The following is a 20,156-nucleotide window of genomic DNA, read 5'->3' as shown; positions in this document are numbered from 1 at the left end:
CCTTCCTGCTCATGATGTGAGGCTAGGGATCGGACGCTTCGGTGCTCACCGAACTACGCGATGACGGCAGCGCGAACGGTACGACGAACGCGGTCAGCAGCACCGGGATGGTCAACGCCGCCACGAGGATCGCCATCGTGAACCACACCGATCCGAGCGCGAACCCGCCGTACACCGCGATCGCGGAGACCTCGGAGAACAGCCCGGACACCGACGTCACGGTCGCTCGCGCCGGGCCGGTGATCGCGTCCTGCAGCCGCGACTCGGACACCACGATCACCAGCTGCATGAGCCCGTACCCGAGCGCGATCGGCAGGAATCCCCACGCCGACCCGCTCAGCGAACCGGTCGCGATCAGCACCGCGGTCGCCGCGAGCGCCGCCGCGAACATTGCCGCAGGCAACTTGTACGCCGGTCCCGCCAGCGCACTGCCGATCGCCTGCGCGGCCACGGTTCCCGCGATCAGCAACGGGATCACGCTCGTCGCGGCACCAGTCTCTCGGGCGAGCAGCGGGAAGTACTCGTCGAACGCCAGGAACCCACCCAGCAACGCGACCAGAAGAACCGCCCGCCGCACCAGCCGTCTGGTCAGCACCTCGGCCACACCGGACCTCAACATGTGGAGGTACGCGGCGAAGGCCGCTCGGGCGCCTGGCTCGGCCGACTCCCGCGCCACCTCCACCGCGCGCGCCTCGGGCAACGACCACGCGACGATCGCTTGCAGCAGGCAGCTGAGCACGCTGACGATTCCGGCCAGCGTGTAACCGCCGAGCGCGAACAGCGGAGTGGCGAGCGCTGTCGCCGCGAGGTTCATGACGAACGAGGCGGAACGGGCGCGACCGAGCACGGTCGGGAAGCGATCGGCACGGTCCCGGGCCGCGAGTTCGTCGTACACGAACGCCTCGTAGGTCCCGGAGATCAGCGCCGACGACGTACCCCACAGGACGAAGCCCAGCGCGAATCCGGCGTACGACGGGAGCGTGATCCAGGCGGCGTACCCGAGACCGCTGAGCAGCGCGCCGAGGATCAGCAGCTTGCGCCGCGAGTACGAGTCGGCCCACGCGCCGGACGGCACCTCGAGAACGAAACCGGTCGCCGACCAGATGACGAACAGCGTCGAGATCTGGGCAGCCGACAGCCCGTGGTCGGCGAAGAGCAACTGGTACAGCGGGTAGAGCGGGATGAAGTCCTGCAACGCCTCGAAGGCGATGATCCGGACTGTCAAACCTCGGTCAGTGCGTCAACACGGAGGACTCATGCCTCCGACGGTACGGCAAAAATGGTGCGCGGATAAGAGGATTTATCCGTCAGAGTAGAGCGATGGGAGACGTCAGCGAACGATTCTGGGCGAAGCTGCCGGACGGCAGCCGGGACGCCCTCGTGGACCGCCTGAGCCAGTCCGAGCTGCAGTCCGTCCTCCTGGACGTGACGCGTCAGCGTGCGGCCAAGGTGACGCCGGCGCGGCTTCTGCAGCGCTGGCAGCAGGACCGGTTCGTGCGACCGTCGGCCATCGACCCGCGGGAGCTGGTGAAGACACAGCAACGGTTGTGGGAGCTGCTGCCGGAGAAGTTCGACGGCGTGCAGTTGTCTCCGGTCACGCCGTTGGGTACCTCTTCGGCGATCGCGACGATCAACCAGCACCAGGTGGTCAGCACGATCCGCGGCACCGAGGTTGCGAGCGACCCGACCAACGAGCTGGCGATCGAGGCCGCCGTACGACGTCGCGCCGGGCAGGACCGGGTGCACCTGGCGACCTGTCAGCGGGTGGTGCGGGCGCAGCCGTTCGACGGGCCGGGGATGTCGGCGCACTTCGAGCTGTTCGTGCTGGTGTCGAGCGCGCGGGACACCGGGTCGTGCCGGACCGAGGCCGAACTGCTGATCGACCACCTGAGCTTCTGGCATGCCGTACTCGGTGACAAGGCCGAGCTCACGTTCACGGCGTTCACTGAGTCGGCGCTGCGCGAGCGCATCGAGGACACGGTCCGCCCGGCGCTGGGTGTCGCGTTCGTGGAGGACGCCGACCGGACCAAGAGCGCGAGCTACTACGCCGGCACCGGTCTCGGCATCGACCGCGGCGGCGAGGGGCTGGGCGACGGCGGCTTCACGACATGGACCGCCGACCTGCTCGGCGACGCCAAGGAACGCTGCCTGACGTCATGCATCTCGACCGAACGCCTGACGGCTATCGGAGCCTGAGCAGACCGGCATCTGTCGGGCGGAAGCCGCAGGCATCTTCGTAGAAGGCCTTGAGGTGCGGCTCGTAGTCGACATGCAGCCATTCGCACCCGGCCTTGCGGGCCTCCTCGGCCGCGGTCAGCACGAGCTGCTTGCCGATCCCCTGCCGCCCGTGATCCGGATGGACGGCGGTGTCCAGCACGAACGCGTGCGCACCGCCGTCCCAGCACACCTGCACAAACCCGACCAACTGATCGTTGCTGAAGGCCCCCACCCAGGTCAGCGCCCACCGCTCCAGCCGCTCGGCCCACGGCTGCACATCAGGCTCACCCTCGAACGCGGCAGCGTGTAACGCCGACAACTCCGGATCATCGACCGGAAAACGTACGACGTACCTCACAACCTCACCGCCGCGGCTTCGAGTCGAGCGTTCCACTCTCCACCCTCACCGTCGGGCAGATCCGACAGGCTCAGGTACCCCTGCACCATCACCGACGGCAGCACCACGTCGAGCCCGTCGATCTCGCCGTACGCCGTCAACGCTTCCGGCCACCGCGACGGTTCGACGGACGACACCAGGAACCACGCGAGATCCAGTACGCCGGGTGCCGCCGACACGTCCTCCCAGTCGAGCAACGCCACCCGACCGTCGGGTCCGGTCCGCATGTTCTGCGCCGAGGCGTCGCCGTGGACCAGCGTCAGCTCCCCTGCCCGCGCGACGTCTGCCTCGGCCTGCAGCACGCTCCCGACCAGGCGCTCGCCGTACGCACGAACCGGCGCGGACAGATCGGAACGCCGCGCCAACGCCGGCCAGGTTCGGTCGTAGAGCTCCGCTACCAACTCGTCCCCGGCTCCGACCGGTCGCAGCCACGCCCACTCGTCGTGCGCTCGTCCACTCCACCGGTCGTGGAGTTCGCGGAGCGCCCGCGCCCCAGCGGCCGGCTCCGCGCCCGGTGTCCACACGGACAGGTCCTCCAGGACCAGCAGTGTTCCGTCCGCATCGGACTCCGCCTGGTAGCACTCCGGCACGCGCACGCCGACGACCGGCGCGATCTCGCGGTAGAAGCGGACCTCGGACTCGAACATCTTCAGGACGGCCGGAATCGAGCCCGGTGCGGCGGGCGCGCGGCGCTTCACATGGTTCGGCACCAGGTCAGGCTAGAGACATCGGCCGCCTGGCGGGACTGATTTCTACGCGACGAGGGTGTAGGCCGTGGGCAGGTTCGAGTACGCGCGCGGGCCGGACGGGATGCGGCGGGAGGCGGCGTCCTCGACGCGGATCGCGGCGGTCTGGAGCCGGACCGGCAGCGTCGACCGGACCGCGGTGGTCAGGTCGAACTGGACCTCGGCGAGCAGGTCGGACAGCTCGAGGTCGAGCGCCCGGCAGATCGCGGCGAGGATCTCCGAGGACGGCTCCTTGCGCCCGCGCTCGATCTCGGACAGGTACGGCACCGACACCTGGGCCACCTCGGCGAGCTCACGCAGGGTGATTCCCCGCTCGCGCCGCAGCCGGCGGAAAACGCTTCCGATCACCTGGCGTAGCAACACGTCTGGCCCTCCTCGCCTCCGGATCTCCTGTACCGAGTGTGCCACCCCACGAAGGTCCACCGCCCCGAATCTGCCCTGAGCAGACTCCCCACACCGTTCTGCCCGCAGCAGAATCCAACTTTGAGAAGCCACCAACCACTTTCGCGGCCGGCACATGGTTGGTGGGTTCTCAAAGTTGGGCGTCAGGCCAAGCTGAGAGCCTGGGCCAGGTCTGCGGTCAGGTCTTCGGGATCTTCTAGGCCTAGGCTCAGGCGGAGTAGGGCGTCGGTTGGTTTGGCTTCCGATGCGACCAGGCGGTGGGTTAGGGCGGCTGGGTGCTGGATGAGGGTGTCGACGCCGCCCAGCGAGACAGCGTGAGTGATTAGCTTCAGGCCGCTCGCGACCCGAGACGCCGCCTCGTACCCGCCGCTGAGCGTGAATGCGAGCACCGCGCCCGGACCCGCCTGCTGCCGTCCGATCAGACCGGCTGGATCGGTCAGGCCTGGGTAGTGGACCCGCTCGACGGTCGGCTGCGCGGACAGCCAGTCCGCGACCTTGATGGCGGTTGCCTGCTGCGCCCGTACTCGAACCGGCAGCGTCTGCAGTCCCCGGTGCAGTTCGTACGCCGCCAACGGGTGCAGCAGGCCACCTGTTACTGCGCGGATCTGCCGAAGCCGGCTGACCCACTCCACGCCGGCCGCGACGACGCCACCCATAACGTCGCCATGACCGCCGAGGTACTTGGTCGCCGAGTGCAACACCAGGCTCGCCCCGTGCCGAGCCGGTTGCTGCAGTACCGGCGTCGCGAAGGTGTTGTCGACCAGGACCGGTACGTCGCCGGCCGCGGTCGCGACGTACGCGATGTCGACGAGGTCGACGGTCGGGTTCGCCGGGGTCTCGACGATCACCAGGCCGGTGTCCGGGCGGATCGCTCCGGCGACGTCGCTCGGCTCGACGTAGCTGACGGTTGTCCCCAGGAGGCCTGTGGACAACAGGTGGTCGGTGCCGCCGTACAGGGGCCGTACGGCGACCACGTGTGGACGGCCCGCGGCGACGGTGGCGAGGAGGCATGCGGTGAGCGCGGCCATGCCGGAACCGAAGGCGACCGCGCCGTCGGTGTGCTCGAGCTCCGCGAGCGCGTCCTCGAAGCGCGCGACCGTCGGGTTCCACAGGCGCTGGTAGACGAGGCTCCCGCCGTCAGGACCGCGGCCCTGCGCGAGTTCGTCGTACGACGCTCCGCCGGCGTGGACGTCGGGGAGCGGATAGGTGGTGGACAGGTCGATCGGGGGGACGTGGACGCCGAGGGCGGCCAGGTCGTCGCGGCCGGCGTGGACGGACCGGGTGTCGAGCTGGGTCATCGCTGCCTCCTCACCAAAGGACTGGAGGTGAGGATGGAATCTTCTGCGATCGTAACGCAATAGTTCCGAAGAAAATTCGTCCACAGGCTCATCCACACGCTGTGGATTCTGTGGATGAGCTCTACAGTGGGGGCATGCCGAAGGATCGTCGGAGCCCCGGACCGGCTCCGAGGCCGGTGCCCGAGGGGCTCGACGAGGTCGATCGGAAACTGGTCCGGTTGCTGACCGCCGACGGGCGGATGGCGAACAACGCGCTCGCCGAGGCGACCGGGATCGCGCCGTCGACGTGTCTCACCCGAGTGCGGTCGCTACGCGAGCGTGGAGTGATCCGCGGCTTCCACGCAGACGTGGACCTGGCCGCGGTGGGTCAGCCGCTGCAGGCGCTGATCGCGATCCGCATCGGCGCGCACTCCCGCGACGAGATCGACCGCTTCCGCACCAAGGTGCCGACGCTGCCGGGCGTCCTCTCGCTGTTCCATGTCAGCGGCGCGAACGACTACCTGCTGCACGTCAGCGCGGCGACTCCCGACGCGCTCCGGGAGTTCGTCCTCGACCACCTGACCGCCGATCCAGCGGTCAGCCACGCCGAGACGAGCCTCATCTTCGAACACGTCCGCGCGACCCACCTCTGATGGGTGGACGTCCGAGATGCAGGGTTTGCGTTCGAGATCCGGGCCGCAAACCCTGCACCTCAGACGTCTACCCACGAAAATGCCGGGGGCGGCGGCGGGTGCGCTCGGGGTGTGTCAGCGGGGCTTGAGGCCCCAGGCGTCGGCGAGGAGCTGGAACGAGCGGCGGCGTTCGGCCGGGTCGTGGATGTTTGTGGTGATGATGAGCTCGTCGGCGCCGGCCGCGTCGGCGCGGCGCTGGAGGTCGGCGGCCACCTGGTCGGCGGTGCCGACGGACACCAGGCCGGCCCACTCCTCGACGGCGGCCTCTTCCGCCTCCGACCACGGGTACGCAGCGGCTTCCTCGGGCGACGGGAGCGGGCCCGGGCGGCCGGTGCGGAGGCGGAGCATGGAGAGGGCGTTCGCACGGGCGAGTTGCTGAGCACGTTCCTCGGTCTCGCCGACGATCGCGGCCAGCGCGAGGATCGCGTGCGGTCCGCCGTCGTGCTCGAAGCGCTGGTAGTCCCGCTTGTACGCCGAGATCACGCCGGCCGGATCGAGTGTCCCGAAATGGCCGGCGTACGCGAACCCGGTACCGAGCGCGGCGGCCGCCTGACCGCCGTACGTGCTGGACCCGAGGATCCACACCGGCGGCAGCGGTACGTCGTCCGGCTGTGCGCTGATCGGCTCGAACGGATGCCCCGCCGGGAACCCTTCGGCGTACGCGCGGAGCTCGGCGTACTGCTCGGTGAAGTCGTCGGCCCCGAGTGCTTCGCGGCTGCGGCGCAACGCGAGCGCCGTGCGCTGGTCCGTGCCCGGAGCGCGCCCGAGGCCGAGGTCGATGCGATCCGGGTACAGCCCGCCGAGGACGCGGAACGTCTCGGCGACCTTGAGCGGGGAGTGGTTCGGCAACATGATCCCGCCGGATCCGACCCGGATCGTCGACGTCGCGGCCGCCACCGCCGCGATCATGACCTCAGGCGTCGAGCTCGCCACGCTGGGGATGTTGTGGTGCTCCGCCAGCCAGAACCGGTGATACCCAGCGGCCTCGGCGGCGCGGGCCAGTTCGAGCGTCTCGTGCAGGGCCTGCGACGGCCGCGTGCCCGCCGGCACCGGCGAGAGGTCGAGCACGGACAGGGGCATCGGTTCGGCGGTCACGTTCAACTGCCAACCACCGCCGGCGAGAACCTATTCCGGGTACGGCGTCTCCGCCCGCGCGTCGCGGAGCGAGCGGGCCCACCAGGCGAGTTGGCGGAGGAGTGCTGCGGCGGCCGCTGACGTCGTCGGGTCGGCGGGCTCGCCGTCGGCGGTGAAGTCCTCTTCGCGGAATCCGAGACTGTCGCGGATCGTCACCGCGTGCAGCTCGCCGAAGACGAGTCGCAGCTGCTCCGCGGCACGCAGTCCGCCCGAGCGCCCGCCGTACACCACGAACCCAATCGGCTTGGCGTACCAAGGCCGGCGTACGGCGTCGATCGCGGTCTTCACGTCACCTGGGTACGCGTGGTTGTACTCCGCCGTGACGATCATCACGGCGTCCGCGTCCTCGATCCGCCGCGGCAACCCGGCGAGCGGCACCGCACTCAGGTCGATCAGGTCGAGCTTGAACTCGTCCGCGCGCTCGACCTCCCGCGCGAACCATCGCGTGACCGCCGTCCCGAACCGCCCGGCGTCGAGATTGCGCGTCAGCACGACGAGCCGGAGCGGATGAACTGTCACGACCAACGACGCTAATACCTCAACAGGACTTGAGGTCAAACCATCTCATCGGGTGACTGGTACCGGTGCGGACCGCAACCCCTCGATCGCCAAACCCGCGACCACCAGCGTCACCGCTCCGAGCGGCCACCGCACCGCCCCGATCAGAACCTCACCGAACAGCACCAGCATCCCGGCACACGCCGCGGCGGCACCGATCGCCACACCGAACCCGGACCGCCTGCGACCGTTCAGCAGGCCGAGGGCGATCAGCGCGACGATCACCACGAACGCCGTCGGGAAGACGCTGAAGATCGCCACGTAGCCGTGCGGATCACACGTCGGATCGTCGCAGGGCCACGTCAGCATCGTCACCGGCTGCAGGATCGCCGCGACCACGATCACCAGCATCCCGACCGCGTTGACCGGCCAGAGCCACGCCTTCGTCTTCACTCGGCGGACGACGGCTGGTCGGGTGGGGCGGCGGGTGGGGTGCTGGTTTCGAGGTTCGTCTGGGCGGCGTTCATCAGTGAGGTCGAGTCTCCCAGGACGCCGACGGTTTGCCAGGCCTTGGTGACCGCGGCGAGTTGCGGCGACTCGCCGCCGTACAGCTCACGCGCCACCGCCTGGGTCGCGCCGGCGAACTCCTTGAAGCCGGCCGCCGACGAGAGGCTGCCCGACGTCAGCGTGCCGTACCAGATCTTGCCCGCGTCGTCGTACGCGTTCCCGCCGAGCTCCGCCGCGACCAGGTAGAACGCGCGGTTCGGGATGCCCGAATTGATGTGTACGCCGCCGTTGTCGTCCTGCGTGTCGACGTACCCCGACATGTCGGCCGGCTGCGGATCCTTCCCCAGCCGCGGATCGTCGTACGCCGTCCCGGGCGCCTTCATCGACCGCAGCGCGACGCCTTGCACACCGGGCCGGAACAGTCCTGCCCCGATCAGCCAGTCGGCGTCCGCGGCACTCTGACCGAGCGCGTACTGCTTCGCGAGCGACCCGAAGACGTCCGACATGCTCTCGTTCAGCGCACCCGACTGACCCTCGTACGTGAGGTTCGCCGTGTACTGCGTGACGCCGTGCGTCAACTCGTGGCCGGTGACATCGATCGCCGACGTGAAGTTCCCGAAGATCTCGCCGTCCCCGTCGCCGAACACCATCTGCGCGCCGTCCCAGAACGCGTTCGCGTACCCGCGGTCGTAGTGCACTGTCGAGGTGAGCACCAGGCCGGCGCCGTCGATCGAGTCGCGGCCGAAGCACTCCTGGTACAACGTCCAGGTCGCGCCGGTGCCGTCGTACGCCTGGTTCGCCGCCTGATCCTTGACGGGGTCGTCGCCTTCGGAGCGGACCAGGGTGCCGGGCAGGTCGGTCCCGTTCTCCGCGTCGTACACCTGGCGCTGCCGACCGCCCTCCGCAGCGGTCGCCCGCTCCCGGCCGGCCGCGGGCCGCGTTCGCAGTACGGCGTCGTGCTGCAACGACTGCCTGATCCGGGCCCGAACTCCTGGGTCACCCGCGGATCGCTCGAGCTGCTCGAGCAGGTACGGCGGGACGATGGCGTGGAACACCACTACAGGAAAACCCGGGCACCGGATAAACTCAAGGATTTGTGGCTGCCGCTGGGAGAATTCCAGAAATGCGGCCAGAACCAACGGCACGGATTTTAACACAAGGGACAGGAATTGCCGAATCCAGTCGATACCGAACAGGCCAACCTGATCACGTTCTACGCGGCACTGGACGCCGAGCGGGAGCGCACCGACGCACGCGCCGACGACGAGCAACTCGTCCACACCCGCAACGCCCAGGCCCTGCACCAGCGCGACGGCCGGATCCGTGACCTCAAGCTCCGGCAGGCCCGGCTGAACGCCGCCGAGGAGGGTCTGTACTTCGGCCGCCTGGACGCCGCCGACGGCGAGATCCTGCATCTCGGCCGGATCGGCCTGCACGACGACGACTACGAACCCCTGCTGGTGGACTGGCGTGCACCGGCGGCGCAGCCGTTCTACATCGCGACCGCGGTGGCCAACCACGGCGTCGTCCGCCGCCGGCACATCCAGACCCGGCTACGGCGCGTGGTCGATGTCCAGGACGAGCAACTCGACCTCGGACGGGAGGCCGCCGACGCGTCGAAACCCGGCACCGGCGTGATCGGCGAGGCCGTGCTGCTGAAGGCGCTGGACGCCCGCCGGACCGGCCGGATGGAGTCGATCGTGCAGACGATCCAGGCCGATCAGGACCGGATCATCCGCTCCGAACTGCCCGGAATCCTGGTTGTCCAAGGCGGTCCGGGCACCGGAAAGACGGCAATCGCACTGCATCGGGCGGCATTTCTGTTGTACACGCATCGTGAACAACTGGAAAAGCGCGGAATTCTCGTTGTCGGGCCGAATGCGGCGTTCCTGCGGTTCATCGGCCAGGTCCTCCCGTCACTCGGTGAGGACGGCGTCCGGCTGGTCACGATCGCCGAACTGTTCCCGGGGGTGCACGCGACCCGCCCCGAGTCGCCGGAGAGCGCCGAGGTGAAGGGCCGCACGGTGATGGCCGACGTGATCGCGAAGGCGGTCGACGATCGGCAGTGGCTCCCCGAACGCCCGGTGCACGTGACCGTCGAACGCACCGAGCTCACCCTCGACCCATCCGTGTGCGAGGCAGTCCACGCGCGCGTCCGCAACCGCAACCTCACCCACAATCAGGCGCGGCCGTTCGTCCTCAACGAGATCACCGACCACCTCACCACGCAGTACGCCGAACTGATCGGCACCGATCCACTCGACGGTGAGCAGCTGCTCGACGAGTACGACCTCGCCGAACTGCGCAGCGAGGTGCTCGCGGAGCCCGCGGTCCAGGCGCTGCTCGAACGGCTCTGGCCGTTGCTCAGTCCGCAGCGGCTCCTGGAGGACCTGTACGGCGACGAGGACCGGCTCGCGTCCGCGGCGCCGCAGTTGTCGGCGCTGGATCGCGAACACCTGTTGCGGTACGGCGACGACTGGAGTCAGTCCGACGTACCGCTGCTGGACGAGGCGGCGGAACTGCTCGGTGACGACGGGTCCGAGGCGGCGCGTGAGCGGGCCGCGCGGGCGCGCGCGATCGCTTATGCACAAGGGGCTCTGGACGTGCTCGCCGGTTCGGGGTCGACCGACTTCGACGAGGACGACGAGGCGGAAATCCTTACGGCCAAGGACATTCTCGACGCCGAGGCGTTCGCCGAGCGGTACGAGGCGGACGACGACCGGACGCTCGCGGATCGCGCGGCCGCGGACCGGCGGTGGACGTACGGTCACGTGATCGTCGACGAGGCGCAGGAGCTGTCGCCGATGGCGTGGCGGGCGATTGCGCGGCGGTGCCCGCTGCGGTCGATGACGGTGGTCGGCGACGTGGCGCAGACGAGCTCGATCGGCGGCGGTACGTCGTGGTCGTCGGCGCTCGGTGAGACGTTCGGCGATCGTTGGCGGCTGGCGGAGCTGACGTTGAACTACCGCACGCCCGCCGAGGTGATGGAGCTTGCACACGCCGTACTGCGCGAGGTCGACCCGTCGGCGCAGGCGCCGCAATCGGTCCGCTCCACGGGCGTGAAACCGTGGCACGTCGACGTACCGGCGGCCGAACAGCCCTTGTACGTCTACAAGATGGCGGCCGAGGAGACGGCGTACGGCGAGGTCGGCGTGATCACGTCCCGCAGCCGGCTCGAACTGATCCAGGAAGCCGTCGACGGACTCACCGGCGTCACCGTCCTCACCGCCCGCGAAGCCAAGGGCCTCGAGTTCGACTCCGTCCTGGTCGTCGACCCCGACGGCATCGTCATCGAATCCCCCCGCGGCCTCCGCGACCTCTACGTCTCCCTGACCCGCTGCACCCAACGCCTGGGAGTGGTCGGCGAACTACCTGATGTCCTCCGCGACTCGTCTGCTTGGGAGTAGGCGACCGCCACGCCATCACAATCGGTACCCGATCAGCACGCTGAGCGTGCCGTAGCACCGAAAGCGCAGTTGTGATGGCCTGGCGGTCAGTGATCGGCGCAGCAGTTCTGTTGGTGCTGGAGTTCGAAGGGGATGAGGAGGGCGCCGGCGGACGGTTGGACCTGGAGGATCAGGCGGCCGTCGCGGCGGAGGGGGCGGAGGAAGTCGAGGGTGTCGATCAAGGTGTCGTCCGCGATCGGGACGCCGCCGATCGCTTCCAGGTGGTCGATACCGCAGCGGACGCGGAGTTCCGCGGCGGGCAGTACGCCGTGCGCCTGCTCGTGACCGGGCCAGCGGACCACGCGTCCCGCCGTACCGAGGGCCGCCTCGACCGCAGCGACGTACGCGCCGCGGACCAGGCGGCTCGGTCCGGCCAGCTCCGGTTCGGACGCACCGGGGCGCGTGACGGCCAGCCCGACGTTGCGGTCGGCAACCATCGCGCGGATCGGCTCGGCGAGGTCCGCCGTACTCGTGAGTGACACCGCGACATGCGGACGGTCGTCGCCCGACACCATGTGGGTGAGGGCGACGACCGGCTGGTCGACAGCAGCGACCAGGTCGTACACCAGATGATCCGCCGCGGCCGTGTCCAAGCTGTCGGCGTCGACCGCGACGATCACTTCGGCAGCACCCAGATCGGGTTGGTGTAGAACCACAGGTCGACCCACGGATCCGCGTCGCCGACCACGTCGAGCTTCGGGCCGGCCGGGTCGACCGCCGCGCCGAGGTACCCGGGCTGGCTCCGGTTCCCGTCGGTGCCGCGGACCCGCACGTACTGCGCTTCCTCGGCGCGACCGAGCGGATACACCAGCTCGAACGTGCCGCGCTTGCCCGCGGTGTCCCACTGCTTGACGACCCTGGTGTTCGGCGCGGTCATCGTGTCCTTGTCGCCGACCGGCCCGGTGACCGAGCCGCGGATCACGTCGACCCGGTTGAGCGCCGGGACGAAGTTCGCCCAGTTCGGGACGGTCTGCGTCGTGATCCGTACGACGAGTTCGATCGGCCGGCCCTTGTGCACGATCAGCGCGCCGCCGAGCGGTTCGCCGTACCGTTTGCCGACCTCGCGGACCTCGACCTCGACACCCTTCACCAGCGCGCCGTGGTCGACCCAGACGCGGCCGTGGCGCAGGCCCTCCATCACCGCGAGGTAGTCGCGGCGGTCGGCGCCGACGTGGGTGCGGCTGTAGAAGCCCGGCCAGAAGTCGCTCGCGGTGGAGTTGACGGTGTTGCCGTACACCGGGTCCATGTAGCGGCCGTCGCGGTCGAACTGCTCCTGGGTGGAACCGTCCGGGCGGCGGGACGTCTCGTTCCAGTTCACGTGCGAGTCGGAGTTCGCGGTGATCCACCACGGCTTGCCCTCGGCGAGCAGGCTGTCCCACAGGCCGCCGACGGTCGCGGTCATCCAGTCGAACCCGCCCCAGGTGCGGTAGCTCTCGGCCGGGTAGCCGGGGAACGAGTTCGGGTTCGGTGCGTTGCCGTAGATACCGCGGGCGCTGCCCGCGCCGATGCCCTTCGGGAGGCCGCCGGCCTGATGCCCGGGCGCACCCTCGAAACCGATCGCGATCCGCGGGTCGGCGTCGCGCCAGTTGCGGATCTCGTGCGGGCTGTCGATGCCGTTGCGCGCCGGGTGGTTGGCGAGGAACAGGGCGTCCGCGACCCGGCGCTTGTCGACCTGCTGCCCGAGCCACTGGATACCGGACACCGCGAGCGCCTCGTTGGCCGGCGAGTTCGCGCCCGCGTTCTTCACGCTGCCGTCGTACCCGTTCTCGAACTGCTTCAGGACCTCGACCTCTCGACTGCCCGGCGCGACGAACACCGTCCCGTGCTCGGCGGCCGGGATGTTCCACTCCAGCCCCTGAAAGATCAGCGTGTCGCGCAGCTCGGCGCGCGCCGCCTTGATCTGCGGGTTGACCAGGTCGACCCCGATCCGCGCGTGCGTCGCGCCGCCGTGATCCGTGATGACCAGCCAGTCCAGCCCGTACGCCGTGGCGTGGCGAGCCTGGTCGATGACGCGATACAGGCCGTCGGAACTCAACTGCGTGTGAATGTGGTGATCACCCGCCAGCCACACGTTCGGCCGGTTCCCGTGCTGGAAGATCCACCCGTCCCTGGGCGCCGTCGCCGCCGCGAACTGAGCCCCGGTCACAGCCAGCGCAGCCGTACCCCCGAGAATCCCCGCCGACCGCAACAACCCCCGTCGCGAAACCTCCGCCGGCGACAGATCACTGTCCGGCACCGACTCGTCCAACGCCGCGAGCGTCCCCAGATCCAACTCGCTGTTCGGATGATGATGCCCATCCCCAGCCCCATGCGAGTGCCCGTGCCCATGCCCATGCCCATGCGAGTGCGAGTGCCCCATCGACAGTCCTCTCCCGACGAATCCGCCGAGATCATCCCGTCCCCCCATGACCAAGAGATGTGCACCGAATGAACAGAACCCGGGCCCAAGCCATGGACAGCGGAGAGTGACGAGGCTTCAATGGCTGGCGGGGGGAATCATGAATGGAGAACCGTATACACGCACGCATTGTCACCGGCGGAACGATCGCGGGAACGCGACCTTGGCGGCGCTCGGGGGAGTCGCCGTCGGCGTCATCCTGGTCCTGCTGGCCTGGATCGTCGTTCTGATGACACGGAACGACCCGTCGACCCGGGCTGCGAGCACACCGCCGTCGACGCCGGCCGCAGCGGCTCAGGCGCCTGCCGTGTCCGCACCTGCGCCGACAGTGCCGAAGACCACCGCGCCGCCGCCGGTCAAGAAGACGTCGAGCGCCGCGCCGGCGATCGGGGACGTTCGGTCGTTGCCGGCCGGATTGTTCTGTCGTGACCTGAACGCCAAGGGATACAGCTACGTCGCGGCGATCGACTACTGGCGGTTGCACGGGCAGCCGAACCAGATGGATGCCGACCGCAACGGAATTCCGTGCGAGACCGTGTATCCCCGGGGCGATGTCGCGGCGTACTGGAACGGGCGCGAGATCAGCGGTGTCGTGTTCTGGTCGGCGGGGTTGTACTGCCGGGACCTCGTCGCGCGCGGTGCGTCGTACTCCGAGGCCGTTCGGTACTGGTGGTACTACGGGATGCCGGATCGGATGGATGCGGACAGGAACGGGATACCGTGTGAAACCGTGTACTCGTCTGCAGCAGTCAACGCGTTCTGGTATCCGTGACGCGGCGCCTCTGGGCGGTCTTTCTCGCAGCGCTGGTGGTCGCCACCGGCGGTGGCTTGTTCGCGCTCTCTGCAGCCGGCGTCTTCAACCGCAGTGCACCCACCGCCGACCCGACATCAACCGCATCAACACCACAGCCTGCACGCCTACCGCAGCCGTCCACCGCACCAGCGACAACGAGCACAACGACACCGCCGGTCGCGCAGACGCAACCAAGCACTCCGCCACACCCGAGCAAACCTGCGCCAACGACACGGCCTTCCAACCCAGTGCCTTCGCACCCATCACCGCGGTACGTATTCCCCGTAGGTGGTTGCCGGGCGGATGCTTCGCAGAGTCATCATGATTATCCGGCGTCGGATGTCTTTGCGCGGGTTGGGTGTTTGTTTGTGGCGCCGGTTGATGGGCGGGTTGACGAGGTGACTCGGGTGGACTCGTGGGAGCCGGGGAGTAATCGTGGGGCTGATCGGGGTGGGTTGTCGGTTTCGGTGGTGGGGGTGGATGGGGTTCGGTATTACGGGTCGCATCTGTCGGCGATTCAGCCGGGGATCGCGCCGGGCGTGGTCGTGCGGGCGGGGCAGGCGCTGGGGCGGACGGGGAAGACGGGGAGTGCTCGCGGGACGCCGCCCCATCTGCACTTCGGCATCAGTTGGCCTACGGGGCCGAACATGTGGTGGGTTCGGCGTGGGGCGGTTGCGCCGCAGCGGTTCTTGAACAGCTGGCATGAGGGCGGGCAGTTGTCACCCGTCGCGTTGGTCGCCGCGAGCCACCGTGCGTACGGCGCGGACCGCGGCTGCCGCTCGTACTGCTGAGGTCAGCGGGTCAGCGGGCGCGGCCCTCGCGGAGGGCGGTGATCGACTTTTCGATGCGGCGGGTGCGAGTGGCCTCGGTTTTGGCGGACGTTACTTGGAGCGTGTGCCACTGGCGGTTGCTGTAGCTGAGGGTGTCCCAGAACGCCTTCGCGTCCGGGTCCGCAGCGAGGGCGGTGGCGAGCGGTTCGGGGATCTCGAGTTCGCGGGGAGCGGTGTCGAGTTCGACGTCGACCTCGAGTACCTCGCCGGGCGTCACCCCGGCCTCGGTACGGCGGTCCGCGCTGAATCCGAGCAGGTACCGGCCGCCCATCCGCGCGATCGACGTACGGAACGTGTACCCGTTGACCGTGACGCTGACCTTCGGACGGCCGCCGCCACCGAGTGACTCCACGACCGTGTCGGGCACCTCGAAGCCGGCGGTGTTCTTGCCGGTGGCCAGCAGTTCGGCGGTGAACTTCATCTGTTCATCATCCGAGCCGGGCAGGTCATGTCGAGAGCCGACAGGCCGCTCCGACGTACCGAGGTCAGAGTCAGGCGGAAGGACAGATCGTGATTCTCAACAGCATGTTGCTCGGCAGTACGGACGCGGAGCGGTTGAAGGCGTGGTACCGGGACGGGTTCCGGGCGGAGGTCGACGGGTACGGGAACCTCGACCTCGGCGGGTTCGGTCTGGTGATCGAGCAGCGCGACGACGTCGCGGCCAAGAACGCCGAACCGGGGCGGCACATCGTGAACTTCGCCGTCGACGACATCCAGGCGGCGGCCGCGCACCTGCGGACGCTCGACGTCGACTGGCTGGTGCACCCGGAGGACCGTGGGATCGGCTGGTTCGCGACGCTGATCGACCCGGACGGTAATTACGTCCAGCTCATCCAGATGAAACCGGAGTACTACGCGCAGAAGTGAAAAACGTTCGCACCGGAGCTGGGGGATCCGGTGCGAACGTGGATTGTTTTCATCAGGCGCATTACAGGGGAGAAATGGCGGCAAGCGAGGGGCAGAACGCCCGCGCTCGCTTGCCGCCGCGTGCTCTTGGAAGAGCACTGCACCGGTTCCTTCGGTTGGTCGAGGTGAGGCGACTCGACCTGGCGACGTTCCGCGTGGGTTGTCTGGTGAGTTACGGAACGCGAAAGGGACCGGAGGTTTCTCAGCGGGGCGCTACGTCCCACATGCGCTCGCCGGGCAGGGGGTCGGGGAGCTTGTCGACGGCGGGCATCGGGTCGTTGGTGACCCGAAGTCCGGCGAACCGACGGCTCATGGCGTCTGCGTACCGCTCGGCCAACGCCGGCTCGGCGTTGTAGTCGGCGATCACGTGCTCACCGAACCAGACACGCACGCGACGACGCGAAATGGTCTGGGTGGCGGTGGCGGTTGTCACTGGTCCTCCTGGCTGATACTTCGAGGGTGGACGGCCTGGAAAACGCGGGCGAGCGCGGTGCCGGTGCGCCGTGTTGTGTTCACCGTCACGTCACTTCCAACGGAGGACGCAGAGCCGAGGTCACGCCCGGATCCGGAATTTCTGGCCGACCGGCAAAACTTTTTCGGACCCGCCAGGACCCAATTCTTTCGCCACTGTGTTCGATTACCCGAACGGGCCGCGGACGGAGACGCCGCCGTCCAGCACGAGCTGCTGTCCGGTGATGTACGACGCCGCGTCGGAGGCCAGGTAGACGACCGCCCGGGCCACTTCCTCGGAACGTCCGAACCGGCCGGCCGGGATCTCCTCGACGACCTCGGCGTCGACATTCGCGTTGGCGACGGCGGTCGCGATCGCGCCGGCCGCGGCGACGTTCATCCGGATCCCGTCCCGCGCGTACTCGGCGGCGACCGTCCGCGCCAGGCTGAGCAGTCCGGCCTTCATCACGCCGTACGCCGCCTGTTCGGGCGCGGCCATGAACCCGGTGACGGATCCGACGCTGACGATCGCGCCGCCGGTGCCCTGGTCGAGGAAGACGCGGAGCGCGGCCCGGACCGCGCGGACGACGTACCGGAGGTTGACCTCGTAGATCGTGTCCCAGTCCTCGTCGGCCATCTCGTGCAGCTTCACCGCGGGCACGAACGCGACCTGCCCGCCGACGACGGTGACGAGTACGTCGAGTCCGCCGAGCTGCTCGACCGCGCCCGCGACCATCGCCTCGATCCCGCTCGCCGAGCGGACGTCACCGGCGATCGGGTACGCCGTACCGCCGGATGCCCGGACCGCGTCGGCGGCTTCGGCCGCACGCTGTGGATCGAGGTCCGCGACCATCACCGCGGCCCCTTCGTTGCCGAAGGCGTCGGTCGTCGCCCGGCCGATCCCGCCTCCACCGCCACCGATCACCAGAACTCGTTTCTGCATGGGCGGAGCGTAAGTCACCGATGTCATGAGATTCACAGGGATTCCTCAGGATAGACACGCCGAAGCTGTCAGAACGGCTCCGTACGCTGGGAGACGTGACCATCGAAGACGCTGGTGTCAGGCCGCTGAGCAACGGATCCACGGAGAGGGGATCCAAGGACGAGCCGGTCGTGGCGAACGCCCTCGTGGTGCCCGAGCGGGTCATCGGCGGCGTCGTACCGTCTCCCGTGCGGCCCGGTCCGACGGGGATCGCGGCTGTCCAGACCGAGCACCTGATCAGTGACGTCGGCGACGCGCTCCGGCTGCTCGACGCGGTGGAACGCGTACGTGGTCACGCCCATCCGCTGATCCTCGGTCTGCAGGAAGCGATCGGGATCAAGATGCCGGCCGCACTGGTGCTGAGCGCTGTCGCGAACGGCCGCACCTCGGCGCACGACGTCGCGAAGCAGGTCGGTATCACGCCCGGCGAGGCGGAGCTGGCGATCGCCGACCTGGAAGCGCTCGGGATGGTCCGGACCACGCCGGAGCTGATCGTCACGTCGATGGGTCAGGCCCGCCTCTCCCAGCTCGACGGGCTCACCGTCCGGGTCCTGGACGTCGTCACCGGCATCCTCGGCCCGACCGACGCGGCCCACCTGGTCCGCCTCCTGCACACCGTCGCCGACGGCCTCGAGTCCGCCTCGGTGGCCGCCGCCGTGAACCCGACCCTCCCGCAGGTCCTGCACAACTGACCCGAGGCGTGTCGAAAACGGTCCGGCGGTCTCGACGTAGCAGGTGTCGAGTCAATCGGGAGGCATCAGATGTTGAAGGACAGCAAGGCGTTCAGTGGATTCTCGGTGGATGACCTGGCGCGGGCGAAGGAGTTCTACGGCGCGACGCTGGGGATCGACGTCCACGAGGAGAACGGGTTGTTGCACCTGCGGACGGGCGGTGGGAACACGGTTCTCGTCTATCCGAAGGACAATCACGTGCCGGCGGAGTACACCGTGCTCAACTTCCCGGTCGACGAGATCGAGGCGACGGTGCGGGAGCTGACCGCGCAGGGCATCACGTTCGAGCGGTACGTCGACGAGCAGGACGAGCTCGGGATCAACCGTGGACCGGGTCCGTTGATTGCCTGGTTCAAGGATCCGGCGGGGAACGTGCTGTCGATCATTCAGGAGTGAGGGATCGGGTCGTCGTACTGACCTAGGCGGCCGCTGTAGCGGGTGCCGTTCAGATACGGCCACGCGTACGCGGTGCAGCCGTGCAGGCCGAGGGTCTGTTGCTGCATGACCGGCGCCGGTTGGCCGGGTCCCGGGCACAGCTCGTGGCCGCGGCCGAGCCGGTGCCCGGTCTCGTGGTTGACCATGTACTGCCGGTACGTCGTCAGCGGCGCGGCGTAGTTCCGTACGCCGTGCACCCAGCGCGCGACGTTCAGCACGACCCGGTTCCCCATCCGGCAGCTCGTGTACCGGTCCGGCCCCGCGCCGCAGAGCAGGTCCCGCGTCGCGGGTGTGACCAGCATCAAGGTGAAATCGGGGCTCGTCCCCGGCCCGACCTGCTGGAACCGCCACAGCCCGCGGGACGCCCATCCCTGCGCCCCGCCGTACGTCGCCCGCACGAATCGCGCGAACCCGGCGCGATCGATCCCGGTGATCCCGCCCTCGATCGCGATCTGGAACCGCATCAGCCGATCACCGCGGGATCCCCGGGCAGTACGGCGTACGCTCGCGTCCCCGCGACCGGGTAGGAGATCGCCTCCGGAGGCCGCGGCGGGACCACAGATCGTGCCGGCGATCCCACAGGCTGATCCGACTGCATCGAAGCAGGTACGACGCGACGCCCCGGGTGCCCGTTCGGGCCGGCAGGCAGCAGCACTCCGCCCGCGACCACGACGGCGATCGCGACGACAACGATCCAGCGGCGCATTCGGTGAGCTCCTCACAGCGCCCCGGGCGGGCGCGTTCTCACTCGTTCCTGCCACTGTGCCCCGAAACCCTCCTCCGTCCTACGCCCTGGTGGTCCGGAAGCGCAGGGTCGGGTACTTCGCCTCGGTGAAGCCGAGGCTGCGGTAGAGGTCGATGCCGTCGGCGGTCGCGTGCAGCTCGACCTGGCCGACGCCGGTCTCGTCCCGGAACCACTCCATCAGCGCGCCCACGCACGCCCGCGCCAGACCACGCCGCCGGAAGTCCGGTTCGGTGCTGACGTTGTACAGGTGACCGCGGACGGTGGTCAGGTCGTTCGGGCCCGGCGGGTGCGCGTACACGTTGCCGGTCGCGCCCGCGACCACGCCGGCGCGCGGGTCGTCGACGACGTACGCCGCGAACGTGTCCGGCGAGGCCAGCTGCTCGGTGAACCACTTGAGCGCGGTCGCCCGCCACGGGGCGTCCGGTCCGCCGATATCGGTGCCCATCGACGAGATCATCAATCCCCGCAAGCGGACCAGCGACTCCGCGTCAGCGGCTCCCGCTCGTCGTACCTGAATGTCGGTCACTTGGTCGATCATGCCAACTTTTTGCCGCGTCAGTGAATCGTAGG

At 68.9% G+C, this 20,156-nt stretch carries 25 protein-coding genes; 8 read left to right on the top strand and 17 right to left on the bottom strand.

Annotated features, from left to right (window positions below):
* Positions 1-22: 22 nt before the first annotated feature.
* Entirely contained in the window at positions 23-1,225 is a 1,203-nt protein-coding gene (locus E0H92_RS02885) for an MFS transporter (protein ID WP_202873496.1), read from the bottom strand.
* A 95-nt stretch (positions 1,226-1,320) separates the two neighbouring features.
* On the opposite strand from E0H92_RS02885, the gene E0H92_RS02880 reads away from it, so the two are divergent.
* A complete protein-coding gene (locus tag E0H92_RS02880) occupies positions 1,321-2,196 on the top strand; it encodes a hypothetical protein (protein WP_165549674.1) in 876 nt (291 codons plus the stop codon).
* Here the strand turns inward: E0H92_RS02880 and E0H92_RS02875 are convergent.
* The 4 genes from E0H92_RS02875 to E0H92_RS02860 form a co-directional block, all read right to left on the bottom strand.
* Positions 2,183-2,575, bottom strand: coding sequence for a GNAT family N-acetyltransferase (locus tag E0H92_RS02875; RefSeq protein ID WP_131469154.1), 393 nt, complete (start codon positions 2,573-2,575; stop codon positions 2,183-2,185). The genes E0H92_RS02880 and E0H92_RS02875 overlap by 14 nt on opposite strands.
* Entirely contained in the window at positions 2,572-3,324 is a 753-nt protein-coding gene (locus E0H92_RS02870; protein ID WP_131469152.1) for a phosphotransferase family protein, read from the bottom strand. The genes E0H92_RS02875 and E0H92_RS02870 overlap by 4 nt, the downstream gene beginning before the upstream one ends.
* Positions 3,325-3,366: 42 nt before the next feature.
* Positions 3,367-3,723 carry a helix-turn-helix domain-containing protein gene (locus tag E0H92_RS02865; RefSeq protein ID WP_131469150.1) on the bottom strand — a complete coding sequence of 119 codons (357 nt, stop codon included), beginning with the start codon at positions 3,721-3,723 and terminating at the stop codon, positions 3,367-3,369.
* A gap of 182 nt (positions 3,724-3,905) precedes the next feature.
* Positions 3,906-5,060, bottom strand: coding sequence for a trans-sulfuration enzyme family protein (locus E0H92_RS02860; RefSeq protein WP_131469148.1), 1,155 nt, complete (start codon positions 5,058-5,060; stop codon positions 3,906-3,908).
* Positions 5,061-5,194: 134 nt separating this feature from the next.
* On the opposite strand from E0H92_RS02860, the gene E0H92_RS02855 reads away from it, so the two are divergent.
* The gene (locus E0H92_RS02855; RefSeq protein ID WP_131469146.1) at positions 5,195-5,692 is read left to right on the top strand and encodes an Lrp/AsnC family transcriptional regulator; all 498 of its coding nucleotides are present in this window, start codon (positions 5,195-5,197) and stop codon (positions 5,690-5,692) included.
* Between the two features lie 114 nt (positions 5,693-5,806).
* Here E0H92_RS02855 and E0H92_RS02850 read toward each other — a convergent pair whose 3' ends face one another.
* Genes E0H92_RS02850 through E0H92_RS02835 form a run of 4 tightly spaced genes read right to left on the bottom strand, consistent with a single transcriptional unit; the run spans position 5,807 to position 8,925 of the window.
* The gene (locus E0H92_RS02850) at positions 5,807-6,826 is read right to left on the bottom strand and encodes an LLM class flavin-dependent oxidoreductase (RefSeq protein WP_238173289.1); all 1,020 of its coding nucleotides are present in this window, start codon (positions 6,824-6,826) and stop codon (positions 5,807-5,809) included.
* A 30-nt stretch (positions 6,827-6,856) separates the two neighbouring features.
* Positions 6,857-7,384 carry an NADPH-dependent FMN reductase gene (locus E0H92_RS02845; protein WP_131469144.1) on the bottom strand — a complete coding sequence of 176 codons (528 nt, stop codon included), beginning with the start codon at positions 7,382-7,384 and terminating at the stop codon, positions 6,857-6,859.
* Positions 7,385-7,429: 45 nt separating this feature from the next.
* Positions 7,430-7,816 (bottom strand): hypothetical protein, encoded by a 387-nt coding sequence (locus E0H92_RS02840; RefSeq protein ID WP_131469142.1) that lies wholly within the window; start codon positions 7,814-7,816, stop codon positions 7,430-7,432.
* The gene (locus E0H92_RS02835) at positions 7,813-8,925 is read right to left on the bottom strand and encodes a M4 family metallopeptidase (protein WP_131469140.1); all 1,113 of its coding nucleotides are present in this window, start codon (positions 8,923-8,925) and stop codon (positions 7,813-7,815) included. The genes E0H92_RS02840 and E0H92_RS02835 overlap by 4 nt, the downstream gene beginning before the upstream one ends.
* Before the next feature lie 114 nt (positions 8,926-9,039).
* Here E0H92_RS02835 and E0H92_RS02830 point away from each other — a divergent pair, with 114 nt between their 5' ends.
* Entirely contained in the window at positions 9,040-11,277 is a 2,238-nt protein-coding gene (locus tag E0H92_RS02830; RefSeq protein ID WP_131469138.1) for a HelD family protein, read from the top strand.
* An 86-nt stretch (positions 11,278-11,363) separates the two neighbouring features.
* On the opposite strand, the gene E0H92_RS02825 is transcribed toward E0H92_RS02830, so the two are convergent.
* Both E0H92_RS02825 and E0H92_RS02820 read right to left on the bottom strand, forming a co-directional pair.
* Positions 11,364-11,936 carry a hypothetical protein gene (locus tag E0H92_RS02825; RefSeq protein WP_131284216.1) on the bottom strand — a complete coding sequence of 191 codons (573 nt, stop codon included), beginning with the start codon at positions 11,934-11,936 and terminating at the stop codon, positions 11,364-11,366.
* Complete coding sequence (locus tag E0H92_RS02820; protein ID WP_131495290.1) at positions 11,933-13,675, bottom strand: PHP domain-containing protein; 1,743 nt, start codon at positions 13,673-13,675, stop codon at positions 11,933-11,935. Before E0H92_RS02820 ends, E0H92_RS02825 begins: the two co-directional genes overlap by 4 nt.
* Before the next feature lie 139 nt (positions 13,676-13,814).
* On the opposite strand from E0H92_RS02820, the gene E0H92_RS02815 reads away from it, so the two are divergent.
* Complete coding sequence (locus E0H92_RS02815; protein ID WP_131495289.1) at positions 13,815-14,486, top strand: hypothetical protein; 672 nt, start codon at positions 13,815-13,817, stop codon at positions 14,484-14,486.
* Positions 14,483-15,298: a M23 family metallopeptidase gene (locus E0H92_RS02810; RefSeq protein ID WP_338068828.1), complete on the top strand. Its 816-nt coding sequence runs from the start codon at positions 14,483-14,485 to the stop codon at positions 15,296-15,298. The genes E0H92_RS02815 and E0H92_RS02810 overlap by 4 nt, the downstream gene beginning before the upstream one ends.
* Before the next feature lie 10 nt (positions 15,299-15,308).
* Here E0H92_RS02810 and E0H92_RS02805 read toward each other — a convergent pair whose 3' ends face one another.
* Positions 15,309-15,758, bottom strand: a complete 450-nt coding sequence (locus tag E0H92_RS02805; protein WP_131495287.1) for a YdeI/OmpD-associated family protein — start codon at positions 15,756-15,758, stop codon at positions 15,309-15,311.
* A gap of 89 nt (positions 15,759-15,847) precedes the next feature.
* Here E0H92_RS02805 and E0H92_RS02800 point away from each other — a divergent pair, with 89 nt between their 5' ends.
* Positions 15,848-16,204, top strand: coding sequence for a VOC family protein (locus E0H92_RS02800; protein ID WP_238150720.1), 357 nt, complete (start codon positions 15,848-15,850; stop codon positions 16,202-16,204).
* Positions 16,205-16,445: 241 nt separating this feature from the next.
* On the opposite strand, the gene E0H92_RS02795 is transcribed toward E0H92_RS02800, so the two are convergent.
* Together E0H92_RS02795 and E0H92_RS02790 are read right to left on the bottom strand one after the other, a co-directional pair.
* Positions 16,446-16,676, bottom strand: a complete 231-nt coding sequence (locus tag E0H92_RS02795) for a hypothetical protein (RefSeq protein ID WP_131284226.1) — start codon at positions 16,674-16,676, stop codon at positions 16,446-16,448.
* A 204-nt stretch (positions 16,677-16,880) separates the two neighbouring features.
* On the bottom strand, positions 16,881-17,636 hold the full coding sequence (locus E0H92_RS02790; RefSeq protein WP_131495286.1) for an SDR family NAD(P)-dependent oxidoreductase: 756 nt from the start codon (positions 17,634-17,636) through the stop codon (positions 16,881-16,883).
* A gap of 95 nt (positions 17,637-17,731) precedes the next feature.
* Between E0H92_RS02790 and E0H92_RS02785 the strand changes: the two genes are divergently transcribed.
* Positions 17,732-18,367, top strand: a complete 636-nt coding sequence (locus E0H92_RS02785; protein WP_238173286.1) for a MarR family transcriptional regulator — start codon at positions 17,732-17,734, stop codon at positions 18,365-18,367.
* A 69-nt stretch (positions 18,368-18,436) separates the two neighbouring features.
* Positions 18,437-18,802, top strand: coding sequence for a VOC family protein (locus E0H92_RS02780; protein WP_131495285.1), 366 nt, complete (start codon positions 18,437-18,439; stop codon positions 18,800-18,802).
* Here E0H92_RS02780 and E0H92_RS02775 read toward each other — a convergent pair.
* The 3 genes from E0H92_RS02775 to E0H92_RS02765 form a co-directional block, all read right to left on the bottom strand.
* Positions 18,793-19,305 (bottom strand): DUF3152 domain-containing protein, encoded by a 513-nt coding sequence (locus E0H92_RS02775; RefSeq protein ID WP_131495284.1) that lies wholly within the window; start codon positions 19,303-19,305, stop codon positions 18,793-18,795. The genes E0H92_RS02780 and E0H92_RS02775 overlap by 10 nt on opposite strands.
* On the bottom strand, positions 19,305-19,547 hold the full coding sequence (locus E0H92_RS02770; RefSeq protein ID WP_131495283.1) for a hypothetical protein: 243 nt from the start codon (positions 19,545-19,547) through the stop codon (positions 19,305-19,307). The genes E0H92_RS02775 and E0H92_RS02770 overlap by 1 nt, the downstream gene beginning before the upstream one ends.
* A gap of 79 nt (positions 19,548-19,626) precedes the next feature.
* On the bottom strand, positions 19,627-20,124 hold the full coding sequence (locus tag E0H92_RS02765; protein ID WP_238173285.1) for a GNAT family N-acetyltransferase: 498 nt from the start codon (positions 20,122-20,124) through the stop codon (positions 19,627-19,629).
* Between the last annotated feature and the right edge of the window lie 32 nt (positions 20,125-20,156).

It is taken from the genome of Kribbella speibonae (assembly GCF_004331375.1).
Taxonomy (GTDB): domain Bacteria; phylum Actinomycetota; class Actinomycetes; order Propionibacteriales; family Kribbellaceae; genus Kribbella; species Kribbella sindirgiensis.
Note: the sequence above shows the minus strand (reverse complement) of the source record. Positions and strands in the feature narration are given on the sequence as shown.

What these genes read in the sequence shown, in the direction of transcription:
- E0H92_RS02820 (WP_131495290.1), bottom strand. Translation starts at nt 13,675, where the DNA reads ATGGGGCACTCGCACTCGCATGGGCATGGGCATGGGCACGGGCACTCG.
- E0H92_RS02815 (WP_131495289.1), top strand. Translation starts at nt 13,815, where the DNA reads ATGAATGGAGAACCGTATACACGCACGCATTGTCACCGGCGGAACGAT.
- E0H92_RS02860 (WP_131469148.1), bottom strand. Translation starts at nt 5,060, where the DNA reads ATGACCCAGCTCGACACCCGGTCCGTCCACGCCGGCCGCGACGACCTG.
- E0H92_RS02880 (WP_165549674.1), top strand. Translation starts at nt 1,321, where the DNA reads ATGGGAGACGTCAGCGAACGATTCTGGGCGAAGCTGCCGGACGGCAGC.
- E0H92_RS02855 (WP_131469146.1), top strand. Translation starts at nt 5,195, where the DNA reads ATGCCGAAGGATCGTCGGAGCCCCGGACCGGCTCCGAGGCCGGTGCCC.
- E0H92_RS02780 (WP_131495285.1), top strand. Translation starts at nt 18,437, where the DNA reads ATGTTGAAGGACAGCAAGGCGTTCAGTGGATTCTCGGTGGATGACCTG.
- E0H92_RS02770 (WP_131495283.1), bottom strand. Translation starts at nt 19,547, where the DNA reads ATGCGCCGCTGGATCGTTGTCGTCGCGATCGCCGTCGTGGTCGCGGGC.
- E0H92_RS02765 (WP_238173285.1), bottom strand. Translation starts at nt 20,124, where the DNA reads ATGATCGACCAAGTGACCGACATTCAGGTACGACGAGCGGGAGCCGCT.
- E0H92_RS02775 (WP_131495284.1), bottom strand. Translation starts at nt 19,305, where the DNA reads ATGCGGTTCCAGATCGCGATCGAGGGCGGGATCACCGGGATCGATCGC.
- E0H92_RS02805 (WP_131495287.1), bottom strand. Translation starts at nt 15,758, where the DNA reads ATGAAGTTCACCGCCGAACTGCTGGCCACCGGCAAGAACACCGCCGGC.
- E0H92_RS02790 (WP_131495286.1), bottom strand. Translation starts at nt 17,636, where the DNA reads ATGCAGAAACGAGTTCTGGTGATCGGTGGCGGTGGAGGCGGGATCGGC.